The following is a 15,685-nucleotide window of genomic DNA, read 5'->3' on the forward strand; positions in this document are numbered from 1 at the left end:
CGGCTCAGCCGCCGGGTTTTTGTCGTCAAGGCAGAATTATGGTAAGATTTTTTGAGTACATGAGGAGGATTCAATTATGACAAGAATTGATAATAGACAAGCAAATGAATTGCGCCCGGTGGAAGTGGAGACGGATTATTTGATCCACCCAGAAGGATCGGTCCTGATTACGGTCGGCCAGACGAAAGTGATTTGCACAGCGACGATCGAGTCGCGTGTTCCAAGTTTCTTGAGAGGCCAGGGCAAAGGCTGGGTAACGGCGGAATATTCCATGCTGCCACGCGCGACAGGAAGCCGTAACCAGCGCGAAGCGACACGCGGCAAGCTCGGTGGGCGCACGATGGAAATTCAGCGCCTGATCGGCCGCTCCTTGCGCGCTGTCGTCGATCTCGAGAAGATCGGTGAACGCACACTATGGATTGATTGCGACGTCATCCAGGCGGACGGAGGGACGCGTACAGCGTCTATCACGGGAGCTTTCATCGCCATGACCATCGCACTCGGCAAATTGGACGTACCGGTATTCCCTGTGACGGATTATTTGGCCGCTACAAGCGTCGGCATCAACAGCAGCAAGCAAGCCATCCTGGACTTGAACTATGAAGAGGATTCAACGGCAGCGGTCGATATGAACCTGGTCATGACAGGGTCCGGCGAATTCGTCGAAATGCAAGGCACCGGCGAAGAAGCGACATTCAGCCGCAAGGAATTGAACGAAATGCTCGATCTAGGTGAAGCAGGGATCCAGCAATTGATCAAAATCCAACAACAAGCGATCGGTGAATTGTCGTCGCGGATCGGCGAAAAGGTGGAATCCGCCCTATGAAAAAAATCGTCATTGCCACACAGAACAAAGGGAAAGCAAAAGACTTTGAAACCTTGCTGTCCCCTTTAGGCTATGAAGTATTGACCTTAAGAGATGTCGCAAAAGACCTCGACATCGAAGAAACCGGCACAACGTTCGAAGCCAATGCCATCCTGAAAGCGGAAGGTGTCGCTAAAGAACTTGGCATCCCAGTCATCGCAGACGACAGCGGCCTTGAGATCGATGCCTTGGACGGAGAGCCGGGCGTCTATTCCGCACGCTATGCGGGAGGCGAAAAGAGCGACGAAGCCAATATCGATAAGGTGTTGGAGAAATTGTCTGGCGTACCGGACGGAGAGCGCACAGCGCGATTCCGCTGCGTCTTGGCGGTCGCGGCACCGGGGGAAGAAACCCAAACCTTCTCCGGCTCGTGTGAAGGCGAAATACTGCGCTTGCGCAGAGGTGACCACGGCTTCGGCTACGATCCGATCTTTTACGTGCCTGCCCAGGAGCGTGCCATGGCGGAACTCGAACCCGAAGAAAAAGCCGCCATCTCGCACCGCGGGCAAGCATTGAACAAGCTCAGCGAAGCAATGCCAAATTGGCTGAAATAAGAAACTAGATATTTTTTTGAAATAGCATTGACTTTTCCTCGGATGATTTCTATAATTAAAATTGTCTTTCGTGAGGAAAGTCATGTCTCAGTAGCTCAGCTGGATAGAGCAACGCCCTTCTAAGGCGTCGGTCGGGGGTTCGAATCCCTCCTGGGACGTAATTGCAATTTAGAGCCGTTTAACCAGTTTAACGGTTTGATGATTAAAGAGATTCAAACTTTTTTAAATATCTCCGATTAATCATCGCTGGCTAAAACCCGCCCAATTATATTTGGGCGGGTTTTTTATTTTCAGAGGGATTGGTGTATTGGATGAATCAATCAAAACAGCAGCTGGGAAACCCCAGCTGCTGTTTTTTCTTAACACTATTAATGGCCGGTCGAAAGTTTCCGTATAAAATCGTCCAAAGTATCGCCGTTCAGGATCATGAAGCGGGGAAGCTCGTAACGATTGTCCTCGTCAGTACTCACGCCCCCCTCTATTGTGAATGCTCCTTTAAATCCAAGATTTTCAACGACTGCAAGCGTGTCGTCATTGTAAGCTCCGTAAGGGTAAGCGAATACTTCCGTCGTTTCGCCGGTAATAGATTTGAGCGTTGCCGTCGCATCGTTAATTTCATCGTATTGTTCGTCGTAGCTCAGTTGGTCTAGAGACGGGTGTGTTGATGTATGGTTTTGAATATCGATGCCTTTCTCCATGACGGTTGTAATTTCCTCAGCCGTCATGCTTTGGCTATCGTTTACCCAATCAGCAATCGTAAACTGGGTTGCTTTTAAATCGTATTTTTCCAGGATTGGAAAGGCGTTCGGATAAAAATCGTTGGTACTGTCATCAAATGTGATCAGGATCGGTTTAGCCGGCATATCGGCTGTTCCATCCAAGATTTCGAAGTACTGGTCGATAGTCAATGAACTGTAGCCGTTTTCCTTCAAGTAAGCCATTTGTTTCTCAAATTCTTCTGCACTGTACTGATAAAGGTTATTCGGATCGGGATCATAGGAAATAACATGATAATTCACCACAGGAATTTCAATTTCAGCTGCGTCCGCATGAGTGCTGAACCCTGCTATGAACATGAAAACGAGAAGCAGGGAAGCTACCAGTAATTTTTTCATAAAAATCATCCTTTCTAGTTTGGAGTTGTGGTCGCCATAAAAAGTGTTGCAGGGATGGAGGTAAGCTATCTACTGCTTTAGAAGATGTTGCCTCAACTCTCCTTTCCTGTCCTCTTCTGCAGCATTATTCGAAGAAGAAAAGAGAACATTAACCGTCTCTAGTTTAAATTCGCTGTCATTGTAACACTACTTGATCGTTTAGTGAGGTTTAAAGTGTCTTATTATCTGAATTTTCTTATTAATTTATTAGGAGAGGGCGCCTTGTTATTTCTCGTGGCAGTAAATATTCTAAACCGTTTCAATCACCATGGTTGATTTGCTGCCAGTAATGAAGTTGTGCAGGGTTTTTTTCATTACTATGTGCACAAGAAATGAAACAGCGGGAAAAAGGAAATCAGAATTGAACATCGAAATAAAAGAGTAGCTCTCTTAATATATGGCGGTTGTTGCAGCAGCTTTTTTTCGACTGGTTGTTCAATACCGGAAATGATACAGGCAACTGGAGAAACGAATAATTCCAACAGGAAGATCATGTTAAGGTAAACAAACAAAACCGTTGTAACAAACCTGTCGGAAAAATAGATTATAAGGAGAATGGTGATGAAAACCTTAGATTATACATTGGCAGATGTTTTTACTGACGCGCCTTTCGGTGGAAATCAATTGGCCGTCGTGGAAGGAAGAAACGGTTTAACAAGAGAAGAAATGCAGAACATCGCCCAGGAATTGAACTTGTCTGAAACAGTATTTGTTTTTCCTCCAGCTAAAGAGGCAAATGTCAGGAAGCTGCGGATTTTCACGCCGCAAATGGAACTCCCGATGGCAGGACATCCAACAATCGGGGCAGCGTATATTTTAGCTTCTTCTGGTGCAGTGCCTACGGAAGAAGGACGGAATGAATGGATGCTTGAAGAACGAATAGGGGACGTCCCCGTAACAGTCCATAAGGAACGAGGGCGGATTCTTAAGGTTGAAATGAAACAACCGGTGCCCATTTTCGGGGAAGAATTTCTGGATAGAAAAATAGCTGGCGAACTGCTTTCATTAGCAGCCGATGACCTTCATCCGGATTTTCCGGTTCAATCTGTGTCCTCGGGTGTGCCTTTTCTGTTCATCCCGCTGCGTTCACTTCAAGCGATTCAACGGATTCATTTCCGGCTGGATGTATGGGAGCGGTATTTTAGTGGAAATCCGGATACTCAGCACATTTTCACATTTACGACGGAAACTGAAAATCGAGATGCTTCTGTACATGGAAGAATGTTTGCGCCGACAATGGGAATTGCCGAAGATCCGGCAACCGGCGCAGCTAGCGGCCCGCTTGGTGCATATTTGGTTGAACACCAAATACTGCATGCTCATGAGAATGGAATACATGTCATCCGAAGTGAACAGGGCTATGAAATGGGACGGCCAAGCGCGATTGATATCACGGTTATTGGCCACACCGGCGCTATTTCAGAAGTGAAAATTGCGGGCAATTCGGTCATAGTCGGGAAAGGACAGCTGTTCCTCTAAGGATGTAGCGGTTTTTCGCTGATTTTTGGTGCATTAACGTTTTCCCCATAGTATAAAACTTATCTTACAATTTGTGAGCAAATGATGGACATTTGCTTCTTTCACTGTTTATTTGCGTGCTATGTCTTATACTGGGAAAAGATAGAGAATAAACAGACCAAAAGGTGGAAACGAGACGTGTTCAGAAACAAATGGAAACGGATTTTGATTATACTTTCCCTTGTACAAACGATTTTAATTGCGGCGACGGCGACAAGCATTTGGACCTTTGCCAGTGAATCTGAGTTGATGGAAGCTGACGCGGCGATCGTGCTCGGCACGAAAGTCGTCGGCGGGGAGCCTTCGCCGGTGCTCGAGCAGCGCATTCGCCACGCCATCGATCTATATGAGGCGGGCTATGTCGAGAAGATCATCTTTACAGGAGGCATCACGGACGGAGCGGACCTCGCTGAGTCGGTCGTAAGCCGAGATTTCGCGATCCGCAACCATGTCCCTGAAGAAGATATTCTGATCGAAACCCAATCGCTCATCACGGAAGAGAATTTCCGTTTCGCCGGTGAACTGGCGGATGAAAACGGCTTGTCGAGCTTTCTCGTCGTCAGCGATCCCTTACATATGAAACGTGCACTGCTTATAGCGGAACACGCCGGAATCGATGCCCATTCCTCACCGACGCCTTCGACCGAATTCAAGGGCTTTGCGAACATCGCGCCGTTCTTCGCACGTGAAGTTGTTTGCTATATGGCTTACGTCGCGATGCACGCTGTCATTTAATGAAACTGTCCCGCTGATGCGTGGACAGTTTTTTAATTTAACAGATGAACAAGGCAGTCCTGAGTGATACACTGATAAAAAGCTGTGAGGGGTGTGTTGTAGATGGAAACCGATGGACTGAAGCTCAGCACGAAATGGCAAGGGGATTTTGTATTTGAGGCTGCGGGACAAGGCGGCCACACGCTGCGGATGGATGCTCATCAGGGAGTCGGGAACGGCCAAGGATTGCTTCCGATGCAGGCACTGCTCGGCTCACTTGCCGGATGCGTCGGCATGGACGTCGTGATGATTCTGCGTGCCAGGATGAAAGATGTTCGCTCTATCGAAATCGTCACGGAAGGAGACAAGCGCCGGAACCCGCCGAAGGAATTTTTGGCGATTACGGTGACCTTTATCGTGGAAGGCGACATCGAAGCGGATAAAGTCTGGCATGCCATCGAAGTGAGCGGCGAGAAATATTGCCCCGTCGCCCATTCCTTAAAAGCGGACGTCGCGTATAAACTGGTTTTGAACGGCAAAGAGGCTGGCGCAAAATAGCGCCGGCTTTCGTTTTCACAGTGTATTTCCCTATGGTATGATGAATGGACAAAGAGGTGGTAGGATGCGGAAGAAGTTTGGGGATTTGAAGCGCAAGGGCAATGTCATCGTCTTTCCGACAACGGTCACTCGGCTGCTCTCGGAGGGGATGACCAGTTTAAAGAATGAACAATACGCAGATGCTCGCGATAAACTGTACCAAGTGCTCGTCTACGAGCCAGACCATGCGGCGGCGCTCGGCGGATATGCCTACAGCTTATATGAGCTGGGGGAATTCGAAGAAGCGCTCGAAGTCGTGCAGGAATTGCTGCGCGTCGGGCCGATCCATTATCTGGAGACGATGGAACTATACATAAGCATTTTAATGCAAGTAAAGGAATTCGAAGAAGCCGAGAAGATGATCGAAGTGCTCATCGAGGAAAACGTCTTGCCAAAAGAGCGTTTGGAGCAATTCCATCAATTGCGCGATCTCAATGAACGCATCGCCGAAAGCGCAGCCTCTGCCAAACGGGAAACAGGCCAATTCAGCCTGGAGCAATTTTTGCCGCTTAGCGCTGCCGAACAGGAGCAGCGGGTGACTGAATTGCCGAAAGAAGCGTATGGTGCCATGAGGAACCAGTTGATCGAATTGATCAAGCATCCGGAAGTGGATTGGGTGGCGAAATCCTATCTGCTGCTCATGTTCCGTGAACAACAGATAAGCGGGACGGTGAATGTCGAAAAGTTTCATTATAAGAACGAGCTTGCGATCGACAAGCTGCCGGACCCATTGAAAGATGCCCGTCTAATCGGGATTCGCAAGCGTTTGGAAGAGTCTTTGGAAAAAGAGCCAGCAAAGCTGCAGATGGCGATGGAGCTGGTCGACCGGCACATTTATCTGCTATATCCGTTTTTCTGGGAAGAGTTTGAGGAAGCGGAAATTGCCGAAGCCTATCACGCGTATCTCGATAGTTTGTTCAGCGGAGAAGCGGGAGCAAAAGCCGATCCGAAATTGCTGGAATTGCTCATGCAGGCCGAGGCATACATAGAATTGCGCAATGGTTAGAAATAGTTGAACCTGCTCGTATGTGTGATATAATGTGGAGGTTGTCAAAAATCGTACAAATTTCGTACATGACTTTGTAAAAAATTGTTTGGAGGGCTTATACATGTCAGCAAAATGGGAAAAGCAAGAAGGTAACGTCGGAGTACTTACAGTAGAAGTGCCGGCTGAAGAAGTAAACGGCGCGCTTGATAAAGCGTTCAAAAAAGTCGTTAAAGAAATTAACGTACCAGGATTCCGCAAAGGGAAAATGCCACGCCAAATGTTCGAAAAACGTTTCGGTGTAGAATCTCTTTACCAGGATGCACTTGATTTCATCCTGCCTGACGCTTACGCGAACGCAGTCGAAGAAGCAGGCATCAACCCGGTTGACCGCCCTGAAATCGACATCGAAAAATTGGAAAAGAACGAGCCATTGGTATTCACTGCTAAAGTAACAGTGAAACCTGAAGTAGAACTCGGCGAATACAAAGGCCTTGAAGTTTCCAAAGAAGACACGAACGTGACGGATGAGGAAATCGAAGAGCAATTGAAAGAAAGCCAAGAACGCATGGCTGAATTGACTGTCAAAGAAGACGGACAAGTTGAAAACGGCGACACAGCTGTCATCGACTTCGAAGGATTCGTAGACGGAGAAGCGTTTGAAGGCGGAGCAGGCAACGACTACTCCCTAGAAATCGGTTCTAACTCATTCATCCCAGGCTTCGAAGAGCAATTGATCGGCGCTAAAACGGGCGAACAGAAAGACGTTGAAGTCACTTTCCCTGAAGAATACCACGCTGAAGAGCTTGCTGGAAAATCGGCAACATTCAAAGTGACGGTAAACGAAGTGAAAGCGAAAGAACTTCCTGAACTGAACGATGAGTTCGCTAAAGAACTTGACGAAGAAGTAGAAGGCCTTGACGCACTTCGCACGAAAATGAAAGAAAACTTGAAAGCGGAGAAAGACAACGCTTCTGAAACACAAATGCGCGATCAGCTTGTACAAAAAGCGGCAGAAAACGCTACAGTTGAAATCCCGCAAGCGATGATCGATTCTGAAATCGACCGCATGATGCAAGACTTCGAACAACGCCTAAGCCAGCAAGGCATGAACAAGGAATTGTACTTCCAGTTCTCAGGCCAAGACGAAGACGCTCTTCGCGAGCAAATGAAAGCTGATGCTGAAACACGCGTACGCGTATCATTGACGCTTGAAGCAATCGCGAAAGCAGAAAACATGGAAGTCACTTCTGAAGACATCGACAAAGAGCTTGAGAAAATGGCTGGCCAATTCAACATGGACGCTGAACAAATCAAAACAGCTCTAGGCGGCACTGAAATGCTAGAAAACGACATCCGTATGCAGAACACGGTTGAGTTCCTAGTGGAGAACGCTAAAGTTACTGACGCTAAAGCTGCTGAATAACACATAAGATTCTTAATAGAACAAGGTGCGGCAACCGCACCTTGTTTTCTATACATAATGGCAAACAAATTCAAGTTCCTACATATAAAGGCAGTTTCTTTGGCATAGTTCTAATTAGTTGATACAATCAAAATAATCTTGTAACATAATGGCTTGAATAGGGGTGACTAAATTGTTCAAATTCAATGATGAAAAAGAGCATTTGAAATGTTCGTTTTGCGGTAAGCCGCAGGAACAAGTTCGTAAACTGGTCGCAGGGCCAGGTGTATATATTTGCGACGAGTGCATCGAGCTATGCACGGAAATCGTAGAAGAGGAACTCGGAACTGAAGAAGAAACTGAGTTCAAGGAAGTACCAAAACCGAAAGAAATCATGGATATCCTTGGCGGTTATGTAATTGGCCAAGACAAGGCGAAAAAATCCTTGGCAGTAGCGGTTTACAATCATTACAAACGCGTCAATTCCCAAAGCAAGATCGACGATGTCGAACTTTCGAAATCGAATATCGTCTTGATCGGGCCAACAGGGAGCGGGAAAACTTTGCTAGCGCAAACACTCGCGCGAATCCTGAATGTACCGTTTGCAATTGCGGATGCAACATCGCTTACTGAAGCTGGGTATGTCGGGGAAGATGTCGAGAATATCTTGCTCAAATTGATCCAAGCGGCAGACTACGATGTGGACCGTGCAGAAAAAGGCATCATTTATATTGATGAAATCGATAAAGTGGCACGCAAATCCGAGAACCCGTCGATTACACGCGACGTTTCCGGTGAAGGCGTACAACAAGCTTTATTGAAAATCCTGGAAGGCACGACAGCGAGCGTTCCCCCACAAGGCGGGCGCAAGCATCCTCATCAGGAATTCATCCAAATCGATACGACGAACGTCTTGTTCATCGTAGGCGGCGCGTTTGACGGCGTTGACCAAATCATCAAACGCCGTCTCGGCAATAAAATCATCGGCTTCGGTGCAGATCCGAACAAAGAAGAAATGGACGAAAAATCCCTTCTTAGCCAATTAATTCCAGAGGACTTGTTGAAATTCGGCTTGATCCCTGAATTTATCGGCCGTCTGCCAGTGCTCGCAAGCCTTGAGCAATTGGACGAAAATGCTCTTGTGCAGATTCTGACAGAGCCGAAAAACGCACTTATCAAGCAATACCAGAAAATGATGGAGCTTGATGGCGTCACATTGACATTCGAACACGACGCGCTGATCGAAATTTCACGCCTCGCAATCGAGCGGAAAACAGGCGCACGTGGATTGCGCTCAATCATTGAGAACATCATGCTTGATGTGATGTATGATTTGCCATCCCGCGAAGATATCGTCGAATGCATCATCACAAAAGAAACAGTGACCGAGAATTCACAGCCGAAATTGATGCTGGAAGACGGCACTGAGTTCGATAACGGCAATAACGAAAAAACATCCGCTTAAAGTTTGGCTGATGCACAAGAATAGGATGATACGGGCTGACTCTGAATCGTGCACATCCGCGCGTATGGGGGTCAGCCCTTTTTCCACGAAAAAACAACAGTCTTCGAGATAATTGGCGCAGACTGACAGAGAGAAAGAGAAATGACGGAGGTGCACTTAGTTATGGCGAAGAAAAAAGTGACAAAACAAGTCCCGCTCTTGCCGCTTCGCGGACTGCTCGTCTTCCCGTCGATGGTCTTGCATATTGATGTCGGCCGGGAGCGTTCAGTAGCAGCGCTCGAGCAAGCGATGATGGATGACCAGATTGTCTTTTTGGCGACCCAGAAAGACATGGCAGTAGAACAGCCAGATAAAGACGATTTGCATAAAATCGGCACGCTGGCTTACGTAAAACAAATGCTGAAATTGCCGAACGGCACGATCCGCGTGCTGGTGGAAGGCCTTGAACGCGGCCAGTGGAACCAATACGAGGACGGCGAGAAATTCACGCAAGTGGAAGTGACGTCATTCCCGGATGAACCGGAACGCGATGCAGAGCAAGATGCGTTGATGCGTATTTTGCTGGAGCAATTTGAAATCTTCGGCAAAGGCTCAAAAAAAGTGACAACCGAAACTTTCAATACAGTGGCAGATATCGAAGAACCTGGCCGCTTGGCGGACATGATTGCTTCTCATCTATCGCTGAAATTGCAAGGGAAACAGGAAGTGCTTGAAACTTTCGATATCACGAAAAGCCGCCTGCATAACGAGCAGGAAGTGGCAGATATCGAGAAACGCATCAACGACCGCGTAAAAAAAGCGATGGAACAAACGCAAAAAGAATTTTATCTTCGCGAACAGATGAAAGCGATCCAAACCGAACTTGGTGACAAGGACGGCAAAGGCGCAGAAGTGGCCGACTTGAAAAAACGCATCGAAGAAGCCGGCATGCCGGAATCGACCGAGAAGACGGCGATGAAAGAGTTGGACCGTTATGAGAAATTGCCTTCAGCTGCGGCGGAAAGCGGCATCATCCGCAATTACATCGAATGGCTTGTGACGATTCCTTGGTCTGAAACGACTGAAGACCGCCTGGATATCAATTACGCGGAAGAAGTGTTGAACCGCGACCACGATGGCCTTGAAACGGTAAAAGAACGAGTGCTTGAATATTTGGCTGTCCAGCAGATGACCAAGTCGCTGCGCGGGCCGATTCTTTGCCTCGTCGGGCCTCCGGGCGTCGGGAAGACATCCCTTGCCCGTTCGATCGCCGATTCGCTTGACCGCAATTTTGTCCGCATCTCGCTCGGCGGCGTGCGCGACGAATCCGAGATCCGCGGCCACCGCCGCACGTATGTCGGCGCAATGCCTGGGCGCATCATTCAAGGAATGAAAAAAGCAGGCACCGTCAATCCGGTATTCCTGCTTGATGAAATTGATAAAATGTCCAACGACTTCCGCGGCGACCCGTCGTCAGCGATGCTTGAAGTATTGGACCCTGAACAAAACAATTCCTTCAGCGACCATTACATCGAAGAAAGCTATGATCTATCGAATGTGCTGTTCATCGCGACTGCCAATGACCTCGGATCGATTCCAGGGCCGCTGCGCGACCGCATGGAAGTCATTTCGATTGCGGGCTATACAGAACTTGAGAAGAAATTGATCGCCAAAAACCATTTGGCGCCGAAACAATTGAAAGAGCACGGCTTAACACCGGAGCAGTTGGATTTCCAAGAAGACGCATTCGTTTCCATGATCCGCTATTATACGCGGGAAGCCGGCGTGCGCGGTCTGGAACGCCAAATTGCTTCTGTCTGCCGGAAAGTAACCAAGCAAATCGTTTCGAAAGAAAAAGAACAGGTGACAGTCGGCGCGGAAGAAGTCGAGAGCTATCTCGGCAAGAAGAAATTCCGCTACGGCGTGGCTGAAAGTGAAAACCAAGTGGGCGTTGCAACCGGTCTTGCTTATACTGCAGTTGGGGGAGACACTTTGCAGATCGAAGTGTCGCTATCTGCAGGCAAAGGCAAGCTGCAATTGACCGGTAAATTAGGCGACGTCATGAAAGAGTCGGCACAGACGGCGTTATCGTTTGTCCGTGCACAGGCGGAATCGCTTGGCATCGACCCGAATTTCCAAGAAGCCCATGACATTCATATCCACGTGCCGGAAGGAGCCGTTCCAAAAGACGGCCCATCCGCCGGTGTGACAATTGCGACAGCGCTAGTTTCCGCACTCACGAAGCGGCCCGTGCGCCGCGACGTCGGCATGACAGGGGAAATCACCCTTCGCGGACGCGTCTTGCCGATTGGCGGGCTGAAAGAAAAAACTTTGAGTGCCCACCGTGCAGGGTTGAAGACGATCATCGTCCCTGCGGAAAATGAACGCGACCTCGACGATATTCCGGAAACGATCCGTGAAGAATTGGAATTCCATCTCGTCAGCCAAGCGGAACAAGCGCTTGAAATTGCGCTGGAAGGAGCAAAAGAATGAAGGTCCATAATGTAGAACTGGTAATCAGTGCGGTTCGCCCAGCGCAATACCCGGAAACCGAGCTTCCCGAGTTTGCACTCGCCGGACGCTCGAATGTCGGGAAATCGTCTTTTATCAATAAACTAATCGGCCGCAAAAGCATGGCGCGTATTTCGTCTAAGCCTGGCAAAACGCAAACTTTGAACTTTTACAAGATCGAAGAAGACTTGTTTTTCGTCGACGTCCCGGGATACGGGTATGCAAAAGTATCCAAAAGCGAACGTGAAGCATGGGGCAAGATGATCGAGACCTATATTACAAGCCGCGAGCAATTGCGTGCGGTGGTCCAAATCGTCGATCTTCGCCATCCGCCGAGCAAAGATGACCAGATGATGTATGATTTCATGAAACATTACAACATTCCGTGCATCATCATCGCGACAAAAGCCGACAAGATCCCGAAAGGCAAATGGGACAAGCACAAGAAAATCGTCCGTGAAGGACTTGATATGGAGAAAGGCGATCCATTAATCGTCTTTTCTTCCGAAACTGGGCTCGGCCAAGAAGCCGCCTGGCAGGAAATCGAAAAACGCATGTAAGCAAGCAGGCAGTTCACCTGACTGGCTTGAAATAAGGCAGGGCCCAGAAAATCAATGATTTTCCGGGCCCTGTTTTTTTGTTGTGCAAATAGTAACCAGCTGAAATATATGGACTAGATAATTAGATAAGTGAGTGAGATAGATTGTTTTTTGTAGGGTTCGTCGCGAGATAGCCGCCTCCCGCTTGGGGCATGCCTCCCGCAATAAGCCAAGAAGAACACTTGTCTTACTGCTCCGGCTTGCCCATGTGCGCGGTTCGGCTTTTAGATTTCATTGGATATTGCGTGTGAGGAAGTATCGCTGTTAATTGGCTTCATCCGCTGGTAGAGGCGCTTAGTTAGACTTGATAATTATAGAAAGTCTACATAGCTGTTCAATTTAAATTTACTAAGCTGATTAAAATTATTCATGTTTCTTTCAATGAGTGACGAATTATATTTCCTATCTAAAACTAGAGATGAAGCGCAAAGGGGCGACTCTGGAGGGATCAGGACGAGCTGAAGACCCTGGACTGAGCGCTAGCGAGGGAAGCGGCTGAAGCCGGCCCCCTCAGAAAGCGTCCCCTTGAAGCGCAATCTCCACCACATACATCTCCTACTTAATTTTGATAATATACATATCTTTTTCCCGATTCAACACCATGAAAATCACCATTCAATGTGCATAAGTTCACAGTCAATTCCGACTACGAGCGTTATACTTGTGACACCATAATCGCTTTGCTAGAATTGTAATTAGCTTAAGTTTAGAATGATTATAAAGTGGAGTTTCCATAGCGGAAACCCTTGTACGATAAAGCAAAGTTCAAGCAGGTTCATGCCTTGTTCACAAAATCGCAGGCATAATCTGATGGAAAAGTGGTATACTTAGGGAAATGAAATATGGAACGCGAAAGGTGTTTTAAACCCATGCATACACTCGTAGTCGGGGTCAACTATCGTTCAGCGCCTGTATCGATCCGAGAGAAGCTGTCGTTCATCGAAAGCGAGCTTCCACAAGCGATGCAAGCCCTGCAACAACAAAAAAGCATATTGGAGAACGTCATCGTATCGACATGCAACCGGACGGAGATCTATGCCGTCGTGGACCAATTGCATACCGGTCGTTTTTACGTGAAGCAATTTTTGGCTTCGTATTTTGATATTCCGATGGAGCAGTTCTCTCAGTATTTGTTCCTTCATGAACAGGACGAAGCGATTGATCATTTGTTCCGTGTCACTGCCGGAATCGATTCGATGGTTCTTGGCGAGACGCAGATTCTCGGGCAAGTGAAATCGAGTTTCCTCGCAGGCCAAGAAATCGGCACGACGGGAACCGTGTTCAATCAATTGTTCAAGCAAGCGGTGACGCTGGCGAAACGTGCGCATAGCGAAACAGCGATCGGCGAGAATGCCGTATCGGTTTCCTACGCAGCGGTCGAGCTTGGCAAGAAAATCTTTGGTTCATTGAAGAACAAGCACGTTGTCATTCTCGGAGCAGGGAAGATGGGGGAACTCGCCATCAAGAACCTGCAAGGAAGCGGAGCGGACCGCATCACGGTCATCAACCGCACATTCGAGAAAGCGGAAGTGCTCGCCGGTAAATTCGGCGGCACGGCAAAACCTTTGAATCAATTGCAATGTGCCTTACTGGAAGCGGACATCCTGATTTCATCCACAGGGTCGACGGATTTTGTCATCGACCTCGAATTGATGCAGTTTGTCGAGAAGCTGAGAAAAGGCAAGCCGTTGTTCATGGTCGATATCGCGGTACCGCGCGATATGGATCCGCGCATCGGCGATCTTCAGAACGTCTTCCTATATGATATTGATGATATGCAAGGCATAGTCGAAGCGAATCTCGCTGAACGTGAACGTGCGGCGAAACAAATCGCCGGCATGATCGAGCAAGAAGCAGAGCAGTTTAACGACTGGCTTGGCACACTCGGCGTCGTCCCGGTCATTTCCGCACTGCGTGAAAAAGCGCTCGGCATCCAGGCGGAAACGATGGAAAGCATCGAGAACAAAATGCCGGATTTGACGGATCGTGAGAAGAAGATCCTCAACAAGCACACGAAATCGATCATCAACCAATTATTGAAAGAGCCGATTTTGCAGGCAAAGGAAATGGGTACGGCCAAGAAATCACGCGAACAGCTAGAGTTGTTCATGCAGATTTTCGGCATTGAAGATGAAGTCGAAGAACAGCGTGAAAAACAAGCGCTTGCGACGCGCCAAAAAGCGGAGCGTGCACGTCTTGAAAAGCAGCAAGAAGCACTGCAAGGACAAGAAAATCCAGGCTATACTGTATAAAAGCATTTCCAATTGGCGTGGATTTTCATCTCCATCGCCGTAAATGACCCAACTGGGCCGCGAAAGCGGGATAGAGCTATCTTATAATGAGGCGTTTTCGAATCTATATGTTAAAATGTAGAGGCGAAACGCCTTTAATTATGGAAACGAAGGGGAATAGGATGGCTGATATAACAATGGCAAGGCTGCATGAAGCTATGGTTATACTATATGCTGTCAGCCTTGTCTTTTATTTTGTCGATTATTTATATACTACGAAAAAAGCCATCCGGATCGCCATGTCACTTCTTGGGGCCGTGTGGTTATTGCAGACCGTGTTCCTGGTGCTCTACATCGTAGAGACACAGCGCTTCCCGGTACTGACTTTGTTTGAAGGCATTTATTTCTATGCGTGGCTATTGGTTACGCTATCGCTCGTCTTGCGGATTTTTTACCGCTTCGACTTTGCGGTATTTTTGATCAATATCATCGGATTCATCTTTATGGTTATCCATACTTTTGCGCCGGTCCAGATCGAACGGTCGCCGGTCGGGGAAGCTTTGGTGTCGGAGTTGTTGTTCATCCACATCACGTTCGCGATTCTGTCCTATGCGGCGTTTTCTCTGTCGTTCGTCTTTTCCGCGCTTCACTTGCTGTTGTACAGGCTGTTGAAGCAGAAAAAATGGACAAAGCAATGGAGCAGCTTGCCGTCACTCGGGCAGACCGAACAGGGCATGACCATTTCCATCCTGGTCGGGATCCCGATGCTGTTTGTCTCGCTCGTTCTAGGCTTTCAATGGGCAGTGGTGTCATTGGAGGAATTTTCCATATTGGATGTAAAAATCGTGGGTTCGTTCATCCTGTTGATTGTCTATAGCTTCATTCTATGGCGTCACCGGCGGGGGAACTTGAATGGCATGAATTATGCCTGGGCCCATTTGTATGCATTTTTGTTATTGCTGCTTAATTTCTTTTTCGGCAGCCGGTTATCGGAATTTCATTTTTGGTATTAATAGAAAGGTAGGATTCAGTTGAGAAAAATCATTGTAGGGTCAAGAAGAAGCAAGCTTGCGTTGACACAAACCAACCAATTCATCGAGAAAATGAA

General features: G+C 47.8%; 13 protein-coding genes and 1 tRNA gene. 13 read left to right on the forward strand and 1 reads right to left on the reverse strand.

The genetic code is table 11. The annotated features are described in order from the left end of the window. Positions 1–76 precede the first annotated feature (76 nt). The 3 genes from rph to ON064_RS04515 all read left to right on the forward strand — a co-directional run bounded on the left by rph (position 77) and on the right by ON064_RS04515 (position 1,577). Entirely contained in the window at positions 77–826 is a 750-nt protein-coding gene (gene rph, locus ON064_RS04505; RefSeq protein WP_274623804.1) for a ribonuclease PH, read from the forward strand. After that, positions 823–1,419, forward strand: coding sequence for an XTP/dITP diphosphatase (locus tag ON064_RS04510; protein WP_274623805.1), 597 nt, complete (start codon positions 823–825; stop codon positions 1,417–1,419). The genes rph and ON064_RS04510 overlap by 4 nt, the downstream gene beginning before the upstream one ends. A gap of 84 nt (positions 1,420–1,503) precedes the next feature. Beyond that, positions 1,504–1,577, forward strand: a tRNA-Arg gene (locus tag ON064_RS04515). Positions 1,578–1,787: 210 nt separating this feature from the next. Here ON064_RS04515 and ON064_RS04520 read toward each other — a convergent pair. After that, a complete protein-coding gene (locus ON064_RS04520; RefSeq protein ID WP_274623806.1) occupies positions 1,788–2,534 on the reverse strand; it encodes a polysaccharide deacetylase family protein in 747 nt (248 codons plus the stop codon). Positions 2,535–3,134: 600 nt separating this feature from the next. Between ON064_RS04520 and ON064_RS04525 the strand changes: the two genes are divergently transcribed. The 10 genes from ON064_RS04525 to ccsA all read left to right on the forward strand — a co-directional run bounded on the left by ON064_RS04525 (position 3,135) and on the right by ccsA (position 15,590). After that, the gene (locus tag ON064_RS04525) at positions 3,135–4,052 is read left to right on the forward strand and encodes a PhzF family phenazine biosynthesis protein (protein WP_274623807.1); all 918 of its coding nucleotides are present in this window, start codon (positions 3,135–3,137) and stop codon (positions 4,050–4,052) included. 177 nt (positions 4,053–4,229) lie between these two features. Next, positions 4,230–4,826, forward strand: a complete 597-nt coding sequence (locus tag ON064_RS04530; RefSeq protein ID WP_274623808.1) for a YdcF family protein — start codon at positions 4,230–4,232, stop codon at positions 4,824–4,826. A 102-nt stretch (positions 4,827–4,928) separates the two neighbouring features. Then, positions 4,929–5,363 carry an OsmC family protein gene (locus tag ON064_RS04535; RefSeq protein ID WP_274623809.1) on the forward strand — a complete coding sequence of 145 codons (435 nt, stop codon included), beginning with the start codon at positions 4,929–4,931 and terminating at the stop codon, positions 5,361–5,363. Positions 5,364–5,427: 64 nt separating this feature from the next. Continuing rightward, positions 5,428–6,408, forward strand: a complete 981-nt coding sequence (locus ON064_RS04540; protein WP_274623810.1) for a tetratricopeptide repeat protein — start codon at positions 5,428–5,430, stop codon at positions 6,406–6,408. Positions 6,409–6,511: 103 nt separating this feature from the next. Beyond that, complete coding sequence (gene tig / locus ON064_RS04545; protein WP_274623811.1) at positions 6,512–7,813, forward strand: trigger factor; 1,302 nt, start codon at positions 6,512–6,514, stop codon at positions 7,811–7,813. 172 nt (positions 7,814–7,985) lie between these two features. After that, a complete protein-coding gene (gene clpX / locus ON064_RS04550) occupies positions 7,986–9,257 on the forward strand; it encodes an ATP-dependent protease ATP-binding subunit ClpX (protein WP_058381028.1) in 1,272 nt (423 codons plus the stop codon). Positions 9,258–9,419: 162 nt separating this feature from the next. Next, positions 9,420–11,729 carry an endopeptidase La gene (lon, locus tag ON064_RS04555; protein WP_274623812.1) on the forward strand — a complete coding sequence of 770 codons (2,310 nt, stop codon included), beginning with the start codon at positions 9,420–9,422 and terminating at the stop codon, positions 11,727–11,729. Next, positions 11,726–12,307 (forward strand): ribosome biogenesis GTP-binding protein YihA/YsxC, encoded by a 582-nt coding sequence (gene yihA / locus ON064_RS04560; protein WP_058381026.1) that lies wholly within the window; start codon positions 11,726–11,728, stop codon positions 12,305–12,307. Before lon ends, yihA begins: the two co-directional genes overlap by 4 nt. A gap of 908 nt (positions 12,308–13,215) precedes the next feature. Continuing rightward, positions 13,216–14,598, forward strand: a complete 1,383-nt coding sequence (hemA, locus tag ON064_RS04565) for a glutamyl-tRNA reductase (RefSeq protein ID WP_274623813.1) — start codon at positions 13,216–13,218, stop codon at positions 14,596–14,598. A gap of 161 nt (positions 14,599–14,759) precedes the next feature. Beyond that, positions 14,760–15,590, forward strand: a complete 831-nt coding sequence (ccsA, locus tag ON064_RS04570; RefSeq protein ID WP_274623814.1) for a cytochrome c biogenesis protein CcsA — start codon at positions 14,760–14,762, stop codon at positions 15,588–15,590. Positions 15,591–15,685 lie beyond the last annotated feature (95 nt).

The organism is Planococcus sp. A6 (assembly GCF_028823615.1).
In the GTDB taxonomy this organism is placed as follows: Bacteria; Bacillota; Bacilli; order Bacillales_A; family Planococcaceae; genus Planococcus.